The organism is Pseudomonas sp. KH_050 (assembly GCF_057838875.1).
On sequence record NZ_CM174478.1, the window covers coordinates 6,236,987 to 6,256,817 of the forward strand.

Consider the following 19,831-nt stretch of genomic DNA (forward strand, 5'->3'; position numbering starts at 1 on the left):
GTCAGCCGCAGGCAGGTCAAAAGAATCGTCGATCATGTGCGAGCCGGCGAGCACCGTGGTTGACTCGCCGAAACGCAAGGCCCGCGCCTGCAGCGCTTCCAGTGAGCTGCGCCCAAACAACAGGTAATAATCATAGTCGTTCATACCCAGGCGTCGCGACGACTCCACGGTAGAGGCATGGGCCAGATGGACCAGTGGCCGCCCCGTGGCCGTCAGCGCCAGACGCAGGAATGGCGCATACAGGCTGCCATTGCGGTCGTTGAGCAATACCTTCGGCGCATAGCGCTCCACCAGCCATTGGGCATGCGCGGCATAGCCGAAATAACGCAGCGGCACAGGCTGAGGGGGAACAGCCAGCAGGCGCTCCCGACACACTTGCCGTGTCTCGGGCAGTGCGGTTTCCACCAGCGAATGCCCACGGTCACGCAACGCCTTGATCAGCAGTTTCTTGCGTTGCAGGGCGATGACTTTAGGGGCCGATTGCAGCAGTAGAACGTCACAGGGCTCGACGTCGATCCGCTTTGCCACGCTGGCCCTGGCACACCAGCCAAAGCGCAGGTCTGCGAGAGCATCACGAACAAAGCGCAAGGCACTGGCGAACGAACCATGGCGTTCACGCAGCAGTCGCCAGCGGTAAAGGTCCAGGGCTCGGGCCTTGTCGACCCAACTGCTGGCTGCGCTATTGCCCTGGCCAGTCGAAGCACCACAAGCAGCCAGAACCATCGGTAGCGACCAGAAATGTTGCCGGACTGGCTCATCGGCAAAACGTTCACGCAACGACTGTTCCATGCGCGTACGAATGGCTGGAAGCTCTGCGGTTTCGCCGGATTGTTCGATGAGGGCCCTGGAAAGCGCGTCGGCATCGCCCAGGGGAAACAGTTTGCCAACACCCGCCACGACTTCGCGGCCACCCCCACAATCCGTGCAGATAACCGGTACGCCGGCCGCCATGGCTTCCAGCAGTACCATGCCGAAAGGCTCGTGGTCGGAACTGAGGGCAAACACATCGAACGCGCGAAAATAACGTCGGGCCTGCGGCACCTGACCGAGGAATAGCACCCGCTCGGTAATTCCCAGGCTTTGAGCCAATGCTTTGAGGTCCGGTTCCAGGCGACCACTACCGATGATCACCAGCTGGCTTTCCTCTGGCAGACGCGGCAACGCAGCAGCAAAACCCCGCAACAGCGTGGCCTGGTCCTTGTCTGGATGCAGCCGCCCGACGTTGCCGACAATCCATGCCCTTGGCGACAGCCCGAGCGCCTCGCGAGCCTGCGCGGCCGGCAACTGGCTGGCCTGCAAAGCGTCGATATCGATGCGGTTATAGAGGGTCTGGATGCGTTCAGCCGACCATGTCGGCAGGCAACGACGCATGTCGTCACGCACCGCATCGGAGACTCCAAGCAGGCTCAGGCGCTTGCGAAACAGATGAACAAACAGCTTGCGGCTACGCCGCTGGTAATCAGCAAAGGCATGGTGCACACCAATCACCGGCAAGTCGGTGGCCAACAAGGCGATATAGATCGGCTTGAACCGGTGAGCGATGCACAGGCTGAAGTTGCGCGAGGCAGCAATTTCGCGCAACTCGCGGATGGCTTCGAGCTTCAGCCCACGGATGGCCTTGGAGCTGTACTCGAGGAACAACACTTCATCCGACGCGCAACCCGCCGCGACCTCGGCATCGGCCGCGCCGGTCAGAAAGACCGTAGTGACCCGATAACCGGTCCCCGCGAACAGGCTGGCATATTGTCTGGCGCAATCCAGAAACGGCCCGTCATAGCCGTGACAGAACTGCAGAACCTGGCGCTCAGACGAGCGCGTCATACGCGTCCACGCCGTCCTTGACCACCAGGATATCCTCCATGATCAAATATTGCAGGTCGGAACCGTAGAACATATTCAGCGCGTCGGTCGGCGAGCAAATCATCGGCTCGCCACGACGGTTCAGCGAGGTGTTCAACGACACACCGTTACCGGTCAGTACTTCCAGCGCTTTCATCATGTCGTAGTAGCGCGGGTTGTACTCGCGCTTGAGCACCTGGGCCCGGGACGTACCGTCTTCGTGAACCACTTCCGGCACGCGGGCTTTCCACTCCTCGGACACTTCAAAGGTGAAGGTCATGAACGGCGCCGGATGATCGATCTTGATCATTTGCGGGGCTACGGTGTCGAGCATCGACGGGCAGAAAGGCCTCCAGCGCTCGCGGAACTTGATCTGATGGTTGATCCGGTCAGCCACGCCAGTGGCGCTCGGGCAACCGATGATCGAACGACCACCCAAGGCTCGCGGACCGAACTCCATACGACCCTGGAACCACGCCACCGGGTTGCCATCGACCATGATTCTGGCGATGCGCTCCGGCGTGTTGTCGATCTGACGCCAGGCAGGCTTGCTCGGATGACGGGCACAGGCTGCGATCACATCTTCATTGCTGTAGGACGGGCCGAGATAGACGTGTTCCATCTTCTCTACCGGTACGCCACGAGCGTGGGAAACGTAGGCCGCCGCACCGACCGCGGTGCCGGCATCGCCGGACGCCGGCTGCACGAACAGCTCCTTGATGTCGTCACGGGCGATGATCTTCTGGTTCAACTTGACGTTCAGCGCACAGCCGCCGGCGAAGGCCAGCTTGCCGGTTTCCTTGAGGACGTCACCCAGGTAGTGGTCGATCATCTGCAATGCCAGTTTCTCGAACAGCGCTTGCATGCTCGCGGCGTAATGGATGTAAGGCTCGTCGGCGATATCGCCTTCGCGTTTCGGGCCCAGCCACTCGATCAGCTTCGGCGAGAAGTAGAAGCCTTTGCCCTTCTCTTTGTAGCGGCGCAGGCCGATGACGTTGGCGTATTCGGTATTGATCACCAGCTCGCCGTTTTCAAAACTGGCCAGACGCGAGAAATCATACTTGCTGGCATCGCCGTACGGCGCCATGCCCATGACCTTGAATTCGCCGTCGAGCATCTCGAAGCCGAGGAATTCAGTGATCGCGCCGTACAGGCCGCCGAGGGAATCCGGGTCGAAGAATTCCTTGATCTTGTGAATCTTGCCGTTTTCGCCATAACCGAAGAAGGTCGTGGCGTACTCACCCTTGCCGTCGATGCCAAGGATCGCGGTTTTCTCTTTGAAACCGGAACAGTGGTAAGCGCTGGAGGCGTGGGCCAGGTGATGCTCGACCGGCTCGATCTTGATTTTCTTCGGATCGAAGCCCAGTTGCTCGAGGCACCAGACAATCTTGTTGCGATAGCGTTTATAACGGCGGTTACCCATCAGAATCGCGTCAAGGGCGCGGTCCGGGGCGTACCAGTAACGCTTGGCGTAGTGCCAGCGAGCCTCGCCGAACAGGCTGATCGGGGCGAACGGAATCGCCACCACATCAACATCGGAAGGTTTGATACCGGCCTGCTCAAGGCAGAACTTCGCCGATTCGTAGGGCATGCGGTTCTTTGCATGTTTATCGCGTACGAAGCGCTCTTCTTCAGCCGCTGCAACCAGCTTGCCGTCGATGTACAGGGCTGCGGAAGGATCATGGCTAAGGGCGCCGGACAGGCCAAGAATCGTCAATGCCACAGGGGTCTAGCCTCTTTTGTCTGCATGCAGGCGGTGATTGCCTGAGAAAAGTGTGTCCTCGCAAGGGGCGAGAAACAGCTAAAGCGCGGGATTATAGCGTAAAGATGGACGCGATGACCCTGTCGTTATTCAGGGCTGTCGGAGCGCCATTTCAAGTAAACGCCCTCCCGCCAGGCCTACCGCCTATGGAAAGGGCATGACTCGATCGAGGATCAATCGATATTGATACTTCCGTCTTTGCCCTGACGGTAAACCGTATAAGGCAATACCAGGGTGTCGAGAACGCCGGAGGCTACAAAATCAAAAAATATCAACGGAACGAACCCAACCGCGACGACCTCCTGCACCCCCTGAGCCCCCTTTACCCCGGGTGGTCCATTCAGCACACAAAAGTCGTATGCCAGGCCGCTGTATATGCGAGGTATAGACCCACAGTAGGTTCGTTTTTTCTTGAGTTCGCTGCTCGCTACGGAATCATCGCGAAATACTGTGTTAGTTGTTCCGCAGCCGACGAACGTCAACGATAGAACGCAAATTAAAACAGCGATTTTATTATTCAAAGGCAATCCTCCCAGTCGTCAGGCAGCCTAACGTTGGGACTCTTCGAGATAACAGAGCGACCGTCCTGAAATATCAGTAAGAAATTTCGCAATTACTTAGCCGAAGCGTGCATGGACTGGGCAAGCGAAGCGTCGGCCGGCCCTTCCCACAGGTTCTACGCGGTCTGCCGAACACCCAAGGTCATGGGCATATCGCAGATCTTTTGGCCAACCACGGTCGGCGTAGGAGCTGGCGCAGCCTGCGATCTTTTGGCGGTTCTGGAAATTGCCCAGAAGCAAGATCAAAAGATCGCAGCCTGCGATCTTTTAGCGGCTCTGGAAATTGCCCAGAAGCAAGATCAAAAGATCGCAGCCTGCGGCAGCTCCTACTGGGCGCTATCGATGGTCTTGGGCAAGCGCTGATCAATCACTTGATACAACGCACTGCTCTCGGGCCAATTGCGCATGAACCGTGCGCGGTCCCGGGCATAGGCCGGGGCGAAGCTGCTGGCGGAGTGGTGCTGACACATCGAATCCAGATCGATCAGCGCCCAACGGTGATGATCCCAGAACAGGTTATGCCCCTTGAAGTCACCGTGGCTGATGCGTTCGCTGATCAATTCGGCAAACAACTGATCGAGCGCGCGCAACTCCGGTTCCGGGGCATCACCACTCTCGACGAAGGGTGCGAAGCGCTCAATGATGTCCGGCCCCGGCAGGTATTCGGTGATCAGGTAAGCACGACTGCGCAGCCAGAAAAATCGCTTCTCCAGCAAGGCCAGCGGCTTGGGCGTGGCAATCCCGAGGAACACCAGGCGATTGCCTTCGCGCCAGGAATGCCAGGCCCGGCTCGGGCGCCAGAAGCGCTTGAGCCAATGGGCGAAGCCCTTGATGTTGTAGCGTTTGACCAACAGCGTACGGCCTGCCAGCTCGACCCGCCCGACACTCGCCGCGCCGCCAGTCTTGTACAAGTGGCCTTGATCGAGCAAGGCATCGGCCTGGTCCAGTACCGGCAACATCGCGGCCTCTTCCTCGCGACGAATCGCGCGCAAGGCGAACGCTCCCCGCTGCACACTGAACAAGGTGCACTCGCGGCCAATTTTGTTCAGGAAGTCTTTCAAGCGCCAGCTACGGACTTTGCTCACCTGCTTTTGCAGGGCTTCCAGTGGCAACGCGTGTTCGCCGTTGCTCAACAGGTAATGCACCAGCAGCTCTTCGGTGTACGGTTCGAGCGCCTTGGGTAATTGAGCGAAAAATACCCCGAGGTTCTCCAGGACTTTTTGCCGGGACAGGGGTTTCCCCGCCTGCTCGATACAGATCCCTGCACCATCGATCAAATGCAGCCGACCTTGATGACGCAGCAGGTTGTCCAGGTGCAGATCTTCCTGCCACAGACCTTTGCTGTGCAATTGTCCGATGGCCGCTAGCGCCTCAGCCAGCACCGCCTGCTGCTCGTCGGCCAAAGCCGGCAGCGCTTCGACGTTTTTCCAGGCATCGCCGAGGCTTTCGGCACCTTCCAGAAAATCAAACAAAAGCCAGCCGCCCTCGCCGTCCTTCAAGCCATCGGCCAACAGCAGTGGCGTGGTTATGCCTTGCTCCGCCAGCAAACGTGCGCCCGTTAGCTCACGCTGGAAATGCCGGGCGGCCTTGGCGCCCACCAGCAGTTTGGCCAGGACCGGTCGCCCGCGCCAAACGCCGGCACCAACATAACGCTGGCCCGGCAACACTCGCAACAAGCTGAGCAGTTGCAATTGGGCCGGGCCGGCAGCATCCGCCAATTCAAGGCTCAGTGGCAGGCGCGGAGTGCGGCCGGCATTCTTCAGTTCGGACAAACGCATCAGCGGGCCTCCTTGTGACTGCGTCGCGCGGTCAGACGCTGAACCCAGGCATCAACCATTGGACTGTTAGCAGGTTGCTCCAGATAGGCTGCGAGCAACTCTCGTACTTCGTCTTCGCTCCAGACGTGCGCCCGGCGCAGCAGGGGTTCGAGATCCTTGACCCGATCACGCTGACCGAACAGCAACGGCCGGGTCTTTTCCAGGTCGATCAACCGTGCCTGATAATCGTCGCCGCAGGCCTGTACGAAGATATGTTTAGGATAGAAGCAACCATGCACCAGGCGCACCGCGTGCAGCCGTCGCGCCAGCACACCACAGGCCCGAAGAATCGCCATCCGCTGCGCAACGCTGAGCTGCGTCCATTGCGGCAATAGTGACTCCAGATCGTCCGAGCCATCCAGCGCGCGAGTCAGCAGGATCGCCCGGGTCTCGCCGGGCACTTTTCGCTCGCCGAAAAACACGGCCTGCAAGGCCGGAATACCCAGCTGTCGATAGCGCTGGATGGTGCGAAATTCCCGAGCAAAACTGGGCTCGCCAAATGGCCGCTGCAAGGAACGGGTCAGGTAGTTGCTCTGGCGTTTAACGTAAAAACCCTGACCTTCCAGGTCCAGCCGATAGACGCTGCTCCAGCCACCGTGCAGGGTATTGGGTTCATCGACCGCGTCGAGTTGCTTGGCCCACAGCGCATCGAAGTTACCAAGGCCGTGGCGCTCGAGCAGGGCACGGTCTTCTGCGGCCAGGAAATCATTCATTCGCGCCCCTCGAAAAATCTCACGACATGCCGGATCCGACGCTTGTCGGCCGCGTTGAGCCTGTTCCGTTGACAATATTGCAGATAGAAGCGCAGGCGTTGGGTGGCTGACAAGTGATACTTGGCCACCTTGTCGAGGCAGGCAAGGTCCTTGGTGATTCGATACTTGAGCCAGAATCCGCGCCAGAAGTCGCCATTCGGGCAGTCGATCAGGAACAGCTGCGCCTGGTCGTCGATCAGCAAATTGCGCCACTTCAAATCATTATGAGTGAAGCGTTGTTCGTGCATGATCCGGGTGTAGTCAGCCAACTGCCGGCTGACCCTATCGACCCAAGCCCGGTCGGCCAACAAGGGATCGTTGCGAGCGGCCAGGGCCGCCAGGTCTTCGGTTCGCGGCAGTTCGCGGGTGATCATCGCCCCGCGATCATAGGTTGCGCCCCGGCGCTCCAGGCCCCAAGCGACGATCTCGGCGGTCGGGATACCCCACTTGGCAAAACGTTTGAGGTTCTGCCATTCGGACTTGACTCGCGGCTTGCCCAGGTAGCGGCGCAAACCCTTGCCGGCACCGCTATAGCGTTTGACGTAATAGTTGACGCCATTGCGCTCGACGCGGATCACCTCGGACAACGGATCGCGGGTCAGTCGCTCACCCTGCAGAGCAAACACTGCGCCCAGGCTACCAAAGTCTTCTGCCAGATCGCTGTAGCCGGGCTCAAGCTTCCAGCCCGCCATCAGAGCGCATCTCCGTAGCGCTGTTTGCGCTCGTAGAGCTTGTTGGCCTTGCCCTCCAGACGTGCAAGCAATGGCGCCTCATCGCGCAGAATCTGGCGCAATGGCTGTTGAAAGTAGCCCCTGAGAAAACGCAACTTGTCACGCCGGGTCAGGCCGATGTCCAGCGCCGAGAAATACAACGCCGCCAGGTCCTTGTTGCGCCAGCGCTTGGTGATGGCCGGACGGGTCTGGGCACGGTGCAGGTCGATCACCGAGAGTTTGAAGTCGTCGGCAGTCACCGGTTTATCGGTGTGCAGCAGGAAATGGCAGATATAGCAGTCGCGGTGGTTGACCCCGGCACGGTGCATCATGCCCGTCATGCGCGCCACTTCAGCGATCAGCGCGCGTTTGAGCCTGGGCTCTGGCGGTTGCTTGACCCAATCGATACTGAAATCTTCGAGACTGACGGTCGGCGCCAGCTCTTCGGTGACGATAAACGAATGCTGATCCGCCGGGTTGCTGCCACGCTCGCCGTAAGCAACCGCGGTCATGGTTGGCACGCCAACTTCGTGCAGGCGCTCCAGCGCCTGCCATTCCTGACCGGCACCGAGCACCGGGAGTTTGGCGGTGAGTAAATTCTTGAAGATTTCGCCCCAACCGATCCCACGATGGATTTTCACAAAATAACCGCGACCCGCAACTTCGGTACGCAAGGTACGACGTGCTTCCAGCTCACGGTACACCTGACCGCTCAGCGCCTCGACATCGGCGAACGCATCGCGCCCGGCCCAAAGGGTCTTGAACGGTTCGGCAAGAATCAACTTCATCAGTGTTGCTCCGCCAAAATCACATCCGCAGCGTGCTGCGGCATGCTATAGAGGTCAGCCGTATCGGCGAAGGCCAAGCCATTACGACTCCAGGCTTTACGCGCTGCATCGTCGGCCAACATGCTGCTCAGGTAGCTCGTGAGCTGTGCCTGGTCAAACGGCTCGTCCAGCACCAGACCGCTGTCGGCCTCGGCAATGTAATGGGCGTAACCGCAGACCGCGCTGACCAGTACCGGCAAACCGGCGACCAGCGCTTCGAGCAGGACAGTACCGGTATTTTCGTTGTACGCCGGATGGATCAACAGATCGGCGCCCAGCAGAAACCGCGGAATGTCGCTGCGGCCCTTGAGAAATTGCACCTGATCACCCAGGCCCAGCGCCGCACTCTGCAATTGGAATACTTTGGGGTCGTCCTGGCCAATTACAAATAGCCGGGTGCGCTTCTTCAGTTCGGCCGGCAGTGCCGCCAGTGCCTTGAGGCTGCGATCGACGCCTTTGGTCTTGAACCCGGAACCGATCTGCACCAGCAACAGATCGTCGTCGGTCAGCTTGAATTCGCGGCGGAACCCGGCGCGAATTTCAGCCGCGTCGGGCGGTGCGCGACGATCCTGAGCAATGCCCGGCGGCAGCAGATGAAAACGCTGCAACGGGGTGTCGTAATGTTTGATGAACAGCGGCTGCTGGACTTCGGAAATCATCAGGATTTCGGTTTTGGCGTCCCGGGCGAACACCGCACGCTCGTACTCGGCGAAGTGCCGGTAGCGGCCCCAGCGGCGATACAGCGAATTGCGCAGGTTCTGCGCCTTATCCTCGAAGCAGCCGTCGGCGGCGTAATACACGTCCAGGCCCGGCATCTTGTTGAAACCGATCAAGCGGTCCACCGGACGCTTGGCCAGGTCGGCCTCCATCCAGGCGCTGAGCTTTTCGTTGCGTCGATGGTTGAAGATCGCCTTGACCGGTGCCACCAGTACTTCAAAACCCGGCGGAATATCGCCTTCCCAGATCAAGGTGTAGACGCGAATCCGATGCCCGCGCTGCTGGCATTCAAGGGCGATGCGCATGAAATCGCGCTGCAGACCGCCAAACGGGAAATATTTGTACAAGACGAAAGCCAATTGCATCAACGCAGCTCCTCAGCCAGTAACAACGTGCTTAATCGGCTCGCGACACGCTCGGGATTCAGGCGAGTGAAACACAGTGGCCACTCGCGCTTCAGGTCAAACCGCTGCTGATCTTCAGCAGTCGGTTGATAGGTGCATTTCTTTTGCAGGCAAGGCGCGCAACTTGGAAAGTCGCTCGCCAGATGGATCTGGCTCTTGCCGTAAGCGCCGGTCAGGCCGGGATTGGTCGGACCGAACAACGACAGAGTCGGCACGTCCAGTGCTGCCGCCAGGTGGCCGAGACCGGTATCCACCGCGACGCACGCCTGCGCGCCGGCCAGAACCTTGGCTACTCCGGCCAGATTCAGCTTGGGCAGCACCTGGGCATTTTTCAGTCCGCTGGCAATACGTTCAGCCCGGGCCTTCTCCGCCGGGTTGCCCCACGGCAGCTTCACCTCGACACCCAGCTGGCCCATGCGCTCGGTGAGTTCACGCCAATAGGCTTCGGGCCAGTGCTTGGTGTCCCAGGTGGTGCCATGCAGGAACAGTACAAAGGGATTCTTGCGCGGCAGTTCGACCAGTTTCTCGACGCTCAGGCCGTAATCACCCAGACCTTTGGGCAAGTCATAACCCAGCGCCACCGCGAACAACTGACGCAAACGCTCCACTGCGTGTTGCCCACGGGCCACAGCGAGACGCCGCGAATAAAAGCGCGCGGCCAAAGGTTCGCGGGCCGAGTCACGATCGAAGCCGGCCACCGGAGCCCTGACGTAACGAGTCAGCCAGGCGCTTTTGAGCAACCCCTGAGCATCGATCACCAGATCGTATTCAGTTGCCCGAATGCTTTGCTTGAAGCGCCGCCATTCGCCACTTTTGATGGTCTGCCAGATGTTCTGGCGCCAGCGTCGAATTGCCACTGGAATTACCCGTCCCACGGCCGGGTGCCAGGTCGGAATCTCGGCAAAGCCTTCTTCCACCACCCAGTCGAAGGTGATCCCGGGGATCGCCCGCGCGGCATCGGTCAATGCCGGCAACGCATGAATGACGTCCCCCAGAGAGGAGGTCTTGATCAACAATACCCGCAACTTACTTGACCTCGACCACGGAGCCCTGCAACCGCTGCAAGGCATCGACCACCGATTGCGGCAAGAGCTGGCGCAAGCAGTTGTAATGGCCGAAACGGCAGGTGCGATCAAAGCATGGACTGCACTCGATCCCCAGCCGGACAATTTCGACCTTCTCGGCCAACGGTGGGGTGAAGCCCGGCGAGGTCGAACCGTAGACTGCCACCAGCGGCCGGTTCAACGCAGCTGCCACGTGCATCAGGCCGGAGTCGTTGGACACCACCGCATCCGCGCAGGACATCAGATCGATGGCCTCGGCCAGCGAGGTACCGCCACTGAGGTTCACTGACTCTTCACGCAGGCCGGGAATCAGCCGTGCGCGAATGTCTTCGCCCACCGAGTGATCATTTTTCGAACCAAACAGCCAGACCTGCCAGCCCTCGCGAATCTTCGTCTCGGCAACTTTGGCGTAATACTCGGACGGCCAGCGCTTGGACTCGCCAAACTCGGCACCGGGGCACAAAGCCAGCACCGGACGGTCCAGCGCCAGGCCGAACCTGCCCAACGCAGCGTCGCGAGTGCCGTGGTCAATTTGCAGCGATGGCCGCGGATAGGGTTGGGGCAACTCGACGCCGGGCTCATAGGCCAGGGCCATGAAGCGCTCGATCATCAGCGGGTAACGTTCTTTATCGAGGGTGCGTACATCATTGAGCAAGCCGTAGCGGAACTCGCCCCGCCAACCGGTACGTTTCGGGATACCGGCAAAAAACGGCACCAGTGCCGACTTCAGCGAATTGGGCAGCAAAATCGCCTGATCGTACTGACCGGCCAGGGATTTGCCGATACGCCGACGGGTCGCCAGTTCGAGCACCCCATGGCCGAGCGGAAAGCTCAGGGCCTGCCGCACTTCGGGCATGCGCTCAAGGATCGGCCGGCTCCACTCGGGGGCCAGTACGTCGATCTCGCACTGTGTGTGGCGTTGCTTCAGACACTGAAAGAGTGTCTGTGCCATCACCATGTCACCGACCCAACTGGGCCCAACGATCAGAATTTTCATGTGGTTTCCAAAAACGAACCGGGGAGGCATACGCCTCCCCGCCTCGATAATCCAGCACCTGCAGCCAACGCTGCCAGGTCATTTGGACGAGCCGTCTGGGGCTCGTCGGATCAATTTTCTTGCACATCATGCCAGTCAGCATAAACCCACATAAAGCCTCGCCACTCTGCAAATCAGCTTCAGCTTAGCCCCAGCTCACGCCAGATCCGCGACACTTGTCGCCGTTCGTCCACGAACTGGTCGCCACCGATCACCCCAGCCTCATTCTGCAGGGCCTGCCGGTGAGCGGCCGCACGATAAGCTTTATAGGCCTCGCGCAACAGACTGGCATCTTCGACGGGCATCAGCCCGACCTCCTCCAACCCTTCAAGAATACGGATGTTGTCGGTATAGCGCAGCAGCGACGGGTGCTCTTCGGACCACGCCAGAGCCGCGTATTGCACCATAAATTCAATATCGACGATACCTCCGGCGTCTTGCTTGATATCGAAGGGCGCCGTGGCTTCGAAGGCATTTGCCGCAGTCCCGGCGGCGGTGACTTTCGTGCCCAGGTTATCGCGCATCTTGGCGCGCATCTCACTGACCTCCTGACGCAGCTTGGGCAAGTCACGCTGGCGTCCCAGCACGGCGGCGCGGACTTTCTCGAAGGCCGCCCCGACCTGCTTGCAACCGACCAACACCCGCGCCCGCACCAGCGCCTGATGTTCCCAGGTCCAGGCTTCATGCTGCTGATAACGCTCGAAAGCGCCGAGGGAACTGACCAGCAGCCCCGACACCCCGGAAGGTCGCAGGCGCATATCCACTTCATACAACTGACCGGAGTTGGTCTGGGTGGTCAGCAGATGAATGATCCGTTGACCCAGCCGGGTGAAGAACTGCGCACCATCGATGGGTTTAAGGCCATCGGTTTCCGCCTGTGGATCGCCGTCGTGGATGAATACCAGGTCCAGGTCGGAACCATGCCCGAGCTCCAGGCCACCGACTTTCCCGTAACCGACAATGATGAAGCCCGGATCGCACAAGGTGCCATCCGCGCGTTGCGGCGATCCGTATTTGGCCACTGTCTGGCGCCAGGCCAGCGTCAGCACTTGTTCGAGAATCGCTTCAGCCAGCCAGGTCAGGTAGTCGCTGACCTTCATCAGTGGCAGGCTGCCGGCGATTTCCGAGGCGGCCACTCGCAGTCGATGAGCCAGTTTGAAGTGGCGCAAGGCTTCCATCTGCTGTTCCAGGTCATCCTCGGGGATCCGCGTCAGCCGTTCGCGCAACTCGGCAGCCAGCTCCGGTGCCAACGGCGGCTTGAACAAGCGACCTTCGTTGAGCAACTCGTCGAGCAGCAGCGGGAAGCGGGTGATCTGTTCAGCAATCCACGGACTGGCCGCGCACAAGGTCAGCAGTCGGCGAAGCGCTCCCGGGTTTTCCGTGAGCAGCACCAGATAAGCCGATCGCCGCGCCACCGCTTCCACCAACGGCAACACCCGTTCAAGCACCAGATCCGGATTGGCATGCTCCACGGCCTGGGCCAGCAAACGCGGAATGAACGCATCAAGCCGTTCACGACCCAGACGCTGCATGGCACGCAGCTGCGGGCTGGCACGCAGGCCGGCCAAGGCTCTCAAAGCATTCGGCCCATCGACGAAACCACCTTCCTCCAATTGTCGGCAGGCGGCATCTTCATCCTGGGCTTGTTCCCACAGCGGCAGCCATTCACCGCCGACCACCACTTCGCTTTCGTCACCCTCGTCTTCATCCGGGTCAGCGATCACCTGACGGAAGTGCCAGTCCACCCGGCCGCGCCAGTACATAAGCTGTTCATGGAAGGCCTTCCAGTCAGCAAAGCCGAGCATAAAGGCAATTCGCGCCTGATCCCGCTCATTGTCAGGGAGCATTTGCGTCTGCCGGTCGGCGATCGCCTGGATGGCGTGTTCGGTGTAGCGCAGGAACTCATAACCTTCGCGCAACTCACTGACCACCATGGGTGGCAGATAACCCTGCCCTTCCAGGGTGCTCAGCACTTTTAACAGCGGACGCTGCTGCAAGCTAAGGTCGCGGCCACCGTGAATCAACTGGAATGCCTGAGCGATAAACTCGACTTCGCGGATCCCACCGGAACCGAGCTTGATGTTCTCGGCCATGCCTTTGCGCCGGACTTCCTGCTGGATCAGCTGCTTCATGGTGCGCAGCGCTTCGATCGCGGAAAAGTCCAGATAGCGCCGGTAAACGAACGGACGCAACATATCGAGCAATTGCGCGCCGGCGACCTGATCACCGGCCACCACCCGCGACTTGATCATCGCGTAGCGTTCCCAGTCGCGGCCCTGGTCCTGGTAGTACTGCTCCAGCGCGTTGAAGCTCAGCACCAGAGCACCGGACGACCCATAAGGCCGCAGGCGCATGTCGACGCGGAACACGAAGCCATCGACGGTCATCGGGTCGAGCGCCTTGATCAGTCGCTGACCAAGACGAATGAAAAACTCCTGGTTATCCATCGCCCGCTTCACACCGACGGTCTCGCCACCTTCCGGGTAGGCGAAGATCAGATCGATGTCTGACGACAGGTTGAGCTCCACGGCGCCAAGTTTGCCCATGCCGAGGATGACCATCTGCTGTGGCTCGCCACTGCGCCGGCCAGTGGGCATACCGAACTGTTGGCAATGGCGTTGATACAACCATTGATAAGCCTGATCGATGCTGGCATCGGCCATGTCCGACAGATCCTGGCAGGTCTGCACCAGGTCCGCCTGGCGGTTCAGGTCGCGCCAGATGATCCGCACTTGATGACGGGTGCGCTGGCGACGCAGGGCCCGACCGAGCTCTTCGTCGCTTTGCGCCAGTTGCGCGGCGGCGGCGATCTGGCCGCACAGTTCGCCGGGGGCATAACTGCGGTCCAGTTCACCGGACTGCACCAGATCGAGCAACATCACCGGGTCGCGCACGCTCTGCTCAATCACGAAGTCGCTGGCCGCGGCAACGCGAGCGAATTGCGCCCGGCGCTCGGGTGACCAGGCTGATAAACCATGATCGTTTTCCAGTGCGGCAACAGCGCCACGCAACGATTGCTCGGCGCGGCTGACCAATGGCAGAAGATTCGCCGGAAGTTCGGCAAGCGTGGGCAGGCTCATGGTCTATCCTTGATCGGCGTGTAAAGGACGGTCTGTAGTGAATGCGCGAAACGCACTACCTGATCGACTGTCGAACAAAAGTTATAAATAGCTGAAAATTCTGCTTTCTTGGCAGGCAACATCAAGCTTCACCCTATTTCAGTTGACCCCATACCAACATTAACGATTATTCTCACAACACAGCAGGAGGCCATGAGCCGTTCATCTGTAGTTTTACTACTCGTATATACATTCGACAGGCTGAAATGGCCGACGATTTGTAGTAAAACTACACGCCGCCAGAACAACCGCTGGCAATCCAAGAATTTATATCGTCTGCCCACAAGGCCAGTCGCAAAACTCAGGCAACCGATTCTGGAAGCCTTTCCGCCCTGGAGCAAGCCATGCAAGACCTCGATCCCGTCGAAACCCAGGAATGGCTGGACGCCCTGGAATCGGTTCTCGACAAAGAAGGCGAAGACCGTGCTCACTATCTGATGACCCGTATGGGCGAACTCGCGACCCGCAGCGGCTCGCAACTGCCCTACGCCATCACCACGCCGTACCGCAACACGATCCCCGTTACCCACGAAGCACGCATGCCTGGCGACCTGTTCATGGAACGCCGCATTCGCTCGCTGGTACGCTGGAACGCGTTGGCCATGGTCATGCGTACGAACCTGAAAGATTCTGACCTCGGTGGTCACATCTCCAGCTTCGCCTCCAGTGCGACCCTGTATGACATCGGCTTCAACTACTTCTTCCAGGCTCCGACCGACGAGCACGGCGGCGACCTGATCTACTTCCAGGGTCACGCTTCTCCTGGGGTCTACGCCCGCGCCTTCATGGAAGGCCGAATCACCGAAGACCAGATGAACAACTTCCGCCAGGAAGTCGATGGCAAGGGCCTGTCGTCCTACCCTCACCCTTGGCTGATGCCAGACTTCTGGCAGTTCCCGACCGTTTCCATGGGTCTGGGTCCGATCCAGGCGATCTACCAGGCACGCTTCATGAAGTACCTGGAAGCCCGTGGCTTCATCCCGGCCGGCAAACAGAAAGTCTGGTGCTTCATGGGCGACGGCGAGTGTGACGAGCCGGAATCCCTGGGCGCGATCTCCCTGGCCGGCCGCGAGAAGCTGGACAACCTGATCTTCGTCATCAACTGCAACCTGCAGCGCCTCGACGGCCCGGTTCGCGGCAATGGCAAGATCATCCAGGAACTCGAAGGCGTGTTCCGTGGTGCCCAGTGGAACGTGAACAAGGTCATCTGGGGCCGTTTCTGGGACCCACTGCTGGCCAAGGACACCGACGGCATCCTGCAACGTCGGATGGACGAAGTCATCGACGGCGAGTACCAGAACTACAAAGCCAAAGACGGCGCGTTCGTGCGTGAACACTTCTTCAACTCGCCAGAACTCAAGGCAATGGTTGAAGACCTGTCCGACGACGAGATCTGGAAACTCAACCGTGGCGGCCACGACCCGTACAAGGTCTATGCGGCGTACCACGAAGCAGTCAACCACAAAGAACAACCGACCGTCATCCTGGCCAAAACCATCAAGGGTTATGGCACTGGCGCCGGCGAAGCGAAGAACACCGCGCACAACACCAAGAAGGTCGATGTCGAGAGCCTGAAGTTGTTCCGTGATCGTTTCGACATTCCGGTCAAGGACAGCGAGATCGAAAGCCTGCCGTTCTTCAGACCTGAAGAAGGCAGCGCCGAAGCCCGTTACCTGAGCGAACGTCGCACCGCACTGGGCGGTTTCGTGCCTCAGCGTCGCGCCAAGAGCTTCAGCCTTCCGACCCCGCCACTGGAAACCCTCAAGGCTATCCTCGACGGTTCCGGCGACCGCGAAATCTCCACCACCATGGCCTTCGTGCGGATTCTTTCGCAACTGGTCAAGGACAAGGAAGTCGGCCAGCGCATCGTGCCGATCATCCCGGACGAAGCCCGTACCTTCGGTATGGAAGGCATGTTCCGTCAGCTGGGCATCTATTCCTCCGTCGGCCAGCTCTACGAGCCAGTCGATAAAGACCAGGTGATGTTCTACCGCGAAGACAAGAAAGGCCAGATTCTCGAGGAAGGCATCAACGAAGCGGGCGCCATGAGCTCCTTCATTGCCGCCGGTACTTCGTACTCCAGCCACAACCAGCCGATGCTGCCGTTCTACATCTTCTACTCGATGTTCGGCTTCCAGCGTATCGGCGACCTGGCCTGGGCCGCTGGCGACAGCCGCACCCGTGGCTTCCTGATCGGTGGCACCGCCGGCCGTACCACGCTTAACGGCGAAGGCCTGCAGCACGAAGACGGTCACAGCCACTTGCTGGCAGCGACCATCCCGAACTGCCGCACCTTTGATCCAACCTACGGCTACGAGCTGGCGGTGATCATTCAGGACGGCATGAAGAAGATGACCGAAGAGCAGCAGGACGTCTTCTACTACATCACCGTGATGAACGAGTCTTACCAGCAGCCAGCCATGCCGGCCGGTGTAGAGGAAGGCATCATCAAGGGCATGTACCTGCTCGAAGAAGACACCCGCGAAGCGGCGCACCACGTACAGCTGATGGGCTCCGGCACCATCCTGCGTGAAGTCCGTGAAGCAGCGAAGATTCTGCGTGAACAGTTCAACGTCGGCGCTGACGTCTGGAGCGTTACCAGCTTCAACGAACTGCGTCGCGATGGCCTTGCCGTGGAACGCACCAACCGTCTGCACCCGGGTCAGAAGCCTAAGCTGAGCTACGTCGAAGAGTGCCTGAACGGCCGTCAAGGTCCGGTCATTGCTTCTACCGACTACATGAAGCTGTTTGCTGAACAAATTCGTCAGTGGGTCCCGTCCAAGGAATTCAAAGTCCTGGGCACCGACGGTTTCGGTCGCAGTGACAGCCGCAAGAAGCTGCGTCACTTCTTCGAAGTCGACCGTCATTTCGTGGTGTTGGCAGCCCTGGAAGCCTTGGCTGACCGTGGCGATATCGAACCTAAAGTGGTGGCTGAAGCCATCGCCAAGTTCGGTATCAACCCGGAAAAACGCAACCCACTGGACTGCTGAGGAGATTTTCTGTGAGCGAACTCATTCGCGTACCTGACATCGGCAGCGGTGAAGGTGAAGTAATTGAACTGATGGTCAAGGTCGGCGATCGCATCGAAGCCGACCAGAGCATCCTGACGCTTGAGTCGGACAAGGCGAGCATGGAGATCCCTGCGCCAAAGGCCGGGATCGTCAAAAGCCTGAAAGTGAAGCTCGGCGATCGCCTGAAAGAAGGCGACGAGTTGCTGGAACTGGAAGTCGAGGGTGCCGCTGCTGCGGCGCCAGCGGCTGCCGCGCCGGCGGCCAAGGCCGAACAAAAACCAGCTGCCGCCCCTGCTCCTGCAGCGGCTGCGGCCGCTGCTCCAGCCGCTGCAACCACTCAGCAAGTGCACGTGCCGGACATCGGTTCGTCGGGCAAGGCCCAGATCATCGAGATCCAGGTCAAGGTCGGCGACACCGTCGAGGCTGATCAGTCGCTGATCACCCTGGAATCCGACAAGGCCAGCATGGAAATCCCTTCGCCCGCCGCTGGCGTGGTCGAAAGCATCAGCGTCAAGCTCAACGACGAAGTCGGCACTGGCGACCTGATTCTGGCGCTGAAAGTGGCGGGTGCTGCTGCACCGGCTGCTGCCGCGCCAGCCCAGGCCGCAGCTCCGGCCGCCGCAGCTGCAGCGCCAGTCGCTGCGGCCCCGGCTGCACCGGTAGCTGACAGCGTTCAGGACATTCACGTCCCGGACATCGGCTCGTCGGGCAAGGCCAAGATCATCGAAGTCCTGGTCAAGGCCGGCGACACCGTTGAAGCCGATCAGTCGCTGATCACCCTGGAATCCGACAAGGCCAGCATGGAAATCCCATCGCCAGCCGCTGGCGTGGTGGAAAGCGTTTCCATCAAACTGGATGACGAAGTCGGTACCGGCGACCTGATCCTGAAGCTGAAAGTCAAAGGTGTCGCTGCGGCGGCTGCCCCGGCTCCTGCCGCCGCTCCTGCACCTGCTGCCAAGGCTGAAGCGGCTCCCGCAGCCGCTGCTCCGGCACCGGCCGCACCTGCTGCTGCACCGGCCAAGCCGGGCGCCAAGGTTCACGCAGGTCCTGCGGTGCGCCAACTGGCCCGTGAATTCGGCGTCGAGCTGGGCGCGGTCAGCCCAAGCGGCCCGCACGGCCGCCTGCTGAAAGAAGACGTGCAGACTTACGTCAAAGCCATGATGCAGAAGGCCAAGGAAGCACCGGCCGCTGCTGCCGGCGTAACCGGCGGCGCGGGAATCCCGCCGATTCCGGTCGTGGACTTCAGCCGCTTCGGCGAAATCGAAGAAGTGCCGATGACTCGCCTGATGCAAATCGGCGCATCGAGCCTGCATCGCAGCTGGCTGAACATTCCGCACGTAACGCAATTCGACTCGGCCGATATCACCGAGCTGGAAGCCTTCCGTATCGCTCAGAAAGCAGTTGCAGAGAAGGCTGGCGTCAAACTGACCATCCTGCCGCTGCTGCTCAAATCCTGCGCGCACCTGCTCAAGGAACTGCCGGACTTCAACAGTTCGCTGGCGCCAAGCGGTAAAGCGATCATCCGCAAGAAGTACGTGAACATCGGCTTCGCCGTCGATACTCCAGATGGCCTGCTGGTACCGGTCATCAAGGACGTCGACAAGAAGAGCTTGCTGCAATTGGCCGCCGAAGCCGCCGTTCTGGCGGAAAAGGGCCGGACCAAGAAGCTCACCGCTGACGACATGCAAGGCGCCTGCTTCACCATTTCCAGCCTCGGGCACATTGGCGGCACCGGCTTCACGCCGATCGTCAACGCTCCGGAAGTGGCGATCCTCGGTGTTTCCAAGGCCACCATCCAGCCAGTCTGGGACGGCAAAGCCTTCCAGCCGAAACTGATGCTGCCACTGTCGTTGTCCTACGATCACCGAGTGATCAACGGCGCCGCTGCTGCACGCTTCACCAAGCGTCTGAGCGATCTGCTGGCGGACATCCGTACCATCCTGCTGTAAGACCGACCGGCCCTCCTTCAACAGAGGGCCTGCCGCGCTCCACGTTTTCCGAGCGCCACGCTCGTACCTCAACCCCGCCAGTTTGGCGGGGCTTTTTTTGTCTGAAATTAACCCCCCCTATTGGCTCAATTCTGCGAGCCAGCACATCAAATAAAAATTCGTACAACGTTTAATACCAACGCCTACCGACCTACATCCTGGTTACTACTTAATAAACTTAAACAAGCCACGCACCCTAACGCCTTATTGAAAGCAAGTTTTATG

The 19,831-nt window shown here is 59.9% G+C and carries 13 protein-coding genes and 1 pseudogene; 3 read left to right on the forward strand and 11 right to left on the reverse strand.

Annotated features, from left to right (window positions below):
• Positions 1-717: 717 nt before the first annotated feature.
• From AC3IUA_RS28715 to AC3IUA_RS28725, 3 genes and pseudogenes are all read right to left on the reverse strand, one after another.
• Positions 718-1,821, reverse strand: a pseudogene (locus AC3IUA_RS28715) (glycosyltransferase); the annotation flags it as partial.
• Positions 1,805-3,562 (reverse strand): carbamoyltransferase family protein, encoded by a 1,758-nt coding sequence (locus AC3IUA_RS28720; protein ID WP_489358140.1) that lies wholly within the window; start codon positions 3,560-3,562, stop codon positions 1,805-1,807. The pseudogene AC3IUA_RS28715 and the gene AC3IUA_RS28720, both read right to left, overlap by 17 nt.
• A 212-nt stretch (positions 3,563-3,774) precedes the next feature.
• A complete protein-coding gene (locus AC3IUA_RS28725) occupies positions 3,775-4,122 on the reverse strand; it encodes a YceK/YidQ family lipoprotein (RefSeq protein ID WP_489358142.1) in 348 nt (115 codons plus the stop codon).
• A gap of 111 nt (positions 4,123-4,233) precedes the next feature.
• Between AC3IUA_RS28725 and AC3IUA_RS28730 the strand changes: the two genes are divergently transcribed.
• Entirely contained in the window at positions 4,234-4,524 is a 291-nt protein-coding gene (locus tag AC3IUA_RS28730; protein WP_489358143.1) for a hypothetical protein, read from the forward strand.
• On the opposite strand, the gene AC3IUA_RS28735 is transcribed toward AC3IUA_RS28730, so the two are convergent.
• The 8 genes from AC3IUA_RS28735 to glnE all read right to left on the reverse strand — a co-directional run bounded on the left by AC3IUA_RS28735 (position 4,488) and on the right by glnE (position 14,568).
• On the reverse strand, positions 4,488-5,939 hold the full coding sequence (locus tag AC3IUA_RS28735) for a lipopolysaccharide kinase InaA family protein (protein WP_489358144.1): 1,452 nt from the start codon (positions 5,937-5,939) through the stop codon (positions 4,488-4,490). The two genes, AC3IUA_RS28730 and AC3IUA_RS28735, sit on opposite strands and share 37 nt — an antisense overlap.
• Positions 5,939-6,691 (reverse strand): lipopolysaccharide kinase InaA family protein, encoded by a 753-nt coding sequence (locus AC3IUA_RS28740; RefSeq protein ID WP_489358145.1) that lies wholly within the window; start codon positions 6,689-6,691, stop codon positions 5,939-5,941. The genes AC3IUA_RS28735 and AC3IUA_RS28740 overlap by 1 nt, the downstream gene beginning before the upstream one ends.
• Positions 6,688-7,422: a lipopolysaccharide kinase InaA family protein gene (locus AC3IUA_RS28745; protein WP_489358146.1), complete on the reverse strand. Its 735-nt coding sequence runs from the start codon at positions 7,420-7,422 to the stop codon at positions 6,688-6,690. Before AC3IUA_RS28745 ends, AC3IUA_RS28740 begins: the two co-directional genes overlap by 4 nt.
• Positions 7,422-8,228 (reverse strand): lipopolysaccharide core heptose(I) kinase RfaP, encoded by an 807-nt coding sequence (rfaP, locus tag AC3IUA_RS28750; RefSeq protein WP_489358147.1) that lies wholly within the window; start codon positions 8,226-8,228, stop codon positions 7,422-7,424. Before rfaP ends, AC3IUA_RS28745 begins: the two co-directional genes overlap by 1 nt.
• Positions 8,228-9,349 (reverse strand): glycosyltransferase family 4 protein, encoded by a 1,122-nt coding sequence (locus tag AC3IUA_RS28755; protein WP_489358148.1) that lies wholly within the window; start codon positions 9,347-9,349, stop codon positions 8,228-8,230. Before AC3IUA_RS28755 ends, rfaP begins: the two co-directional genes overlap by 1 nt.
• Complete coding sequence (waaC, locus tag AC3IUA_RS28760; protein WP_489358149.1) at positions 9,349-10,413, reverse strand: lipopolysaccharide heptosyltransferase I; 1,065 nt, start codon at positions 10,411-10,413, stop codon at positions 9,349-9,351. The genes AC3IUA_RS28755 and waaC overlap by 1 nt, the downstream gene beginning before the upstream one ends.
• 1 nt (position 10,414) lies before the next feature.
• Positions 10,415-11,449, reverse strand: a complete 1,035-nt coding sequence (gene waaF / locus AC3IUA_RS28765) for a lipopolysaccharide heptosyltransferase II (protein WP_489358150.1) — start codon at positions 11,447-11,449, stop codon at positions 10,415-10,417.
• A gap of 179 nt (positions 11,450-11,628) precedes the next feature.
• A complete protein-coding gene (glnE, locus tag AC3IUA_RS28770; RefSeq protein WP_489358151.1) occupies positions 11,629-14,568 on the reverse strand; it encodes a bifunctional [glutamate--ammonia ligase]-adenylyl-L-tyrosine phosphorylase/[glutamate--ammonia-ligase] adenylyltransferase in 2,940 nt (979 codons plus the stop codon).
• Between the two features lie 383 nt (positions 14,569-14,951).
• Between glnE and aceE the strand changes: the two genes are divergently transcribed.
• Both aceE and aceF read left to right on the forward strand, forming a co-directional pair.
• The gene (gene aceE, locus AC3IUA_RS28775; protein ID WP_489358152.1) at positions 14,952-17,597 is read left to right on the forward strand and encodes a pyruvate dehydrogenase (acetyl-transferring), homodimeric type; all 2,646 of its coding nucleotides are present in this window, start codon (positions 14,952-14,954) and stop codon (positions 17,595-17,597) included.
• Positions 17,598-17,608: 11 nt separating this feature from the next.
• Positions 17,609-19,567 carry a dihydrolipoyllysine-residue acetyltransferase gene (aceF, locus tag AC3IUA_RS28780; protein ID WP_489358153.1) on the forward strand — a complete coding sequence of 653 codons (1,959 nt, stop codon included), beginning with the start codon at positions 17,609-17,611 and terminating at the stop codon, positions 19,565-19,567.
• Positions 19,568-19,831 lie beyond the last annotated feature (264 nt).

Excerpts from the sequence above, each read along its gene's own strand:
- waaF (WP_489358150.1), bottom strand. The coding sequence starts at position 11,449 with ATGAAAATTCTGATCGTTGGGCCCAGTTGGGTCGGTGACATGGTGATG.
- rfaP (WP_489358147.1), bottom strand. The coding sequence starts at position 8,228 with ATGAAGTTGATTCTTGCCGAACCGTTCAAGACCCTTTGGGCCGGGCGC.
- AC3IUA_RS28735 (WP_489358144.1), bottom strand. The coding sequence starts at position 5,939 with ATGCGTTTGTCCGAACTGAAGAATGCCGGCCGCACTCCGCGCCTGCCA.
- AC3IUA_RS28740 (WP_489358145.1), bottom strand. The coding sequence starts at position 6,691 with ATGAATGATTTCCTGGCCGCAGAAGACCGTGCCCTGCTCGAGCGCCAC.
- AC3IUA_RS28730 (WP_489358143.1), top strand. The coding sequence starts at position 4,234 with ATGGACTGGGCAAGCGAAGCGTCGGCCGGCCCTTCCCACAGGTTCTAC.
- AC3IUA_RS28755 (WP_489358148.1), bottom strand. The coding sequence starts at position 9,349 with ATGCAATTGGCTTTCGTCTTGTACAAATATTTCCCGTTTGGCGGTCTG.
- AC3IUA_RS28745 (WP_489358146.1), bottom strand. The coding sequence starts at position 7,422 with ATGGCGGGCTGGAAGCTTGAGCCCGGCTACAGCGATCTGGCAGAAGAC.
- aceE (WP_489358152.1), top strand. The coding sequence starts at position 14,952 with ATGCAAGACCTCGATCCCGTCGAAACCCAGGAATGGCTGGACGCCCTG.
- glnE (WP_489358151.1), bottom strand. The coding sequence starts at position 14,568 with ATGAGCCTGCCCACGCTTGCCGAACTTCCGGCGAATCTTCTGCCATTG.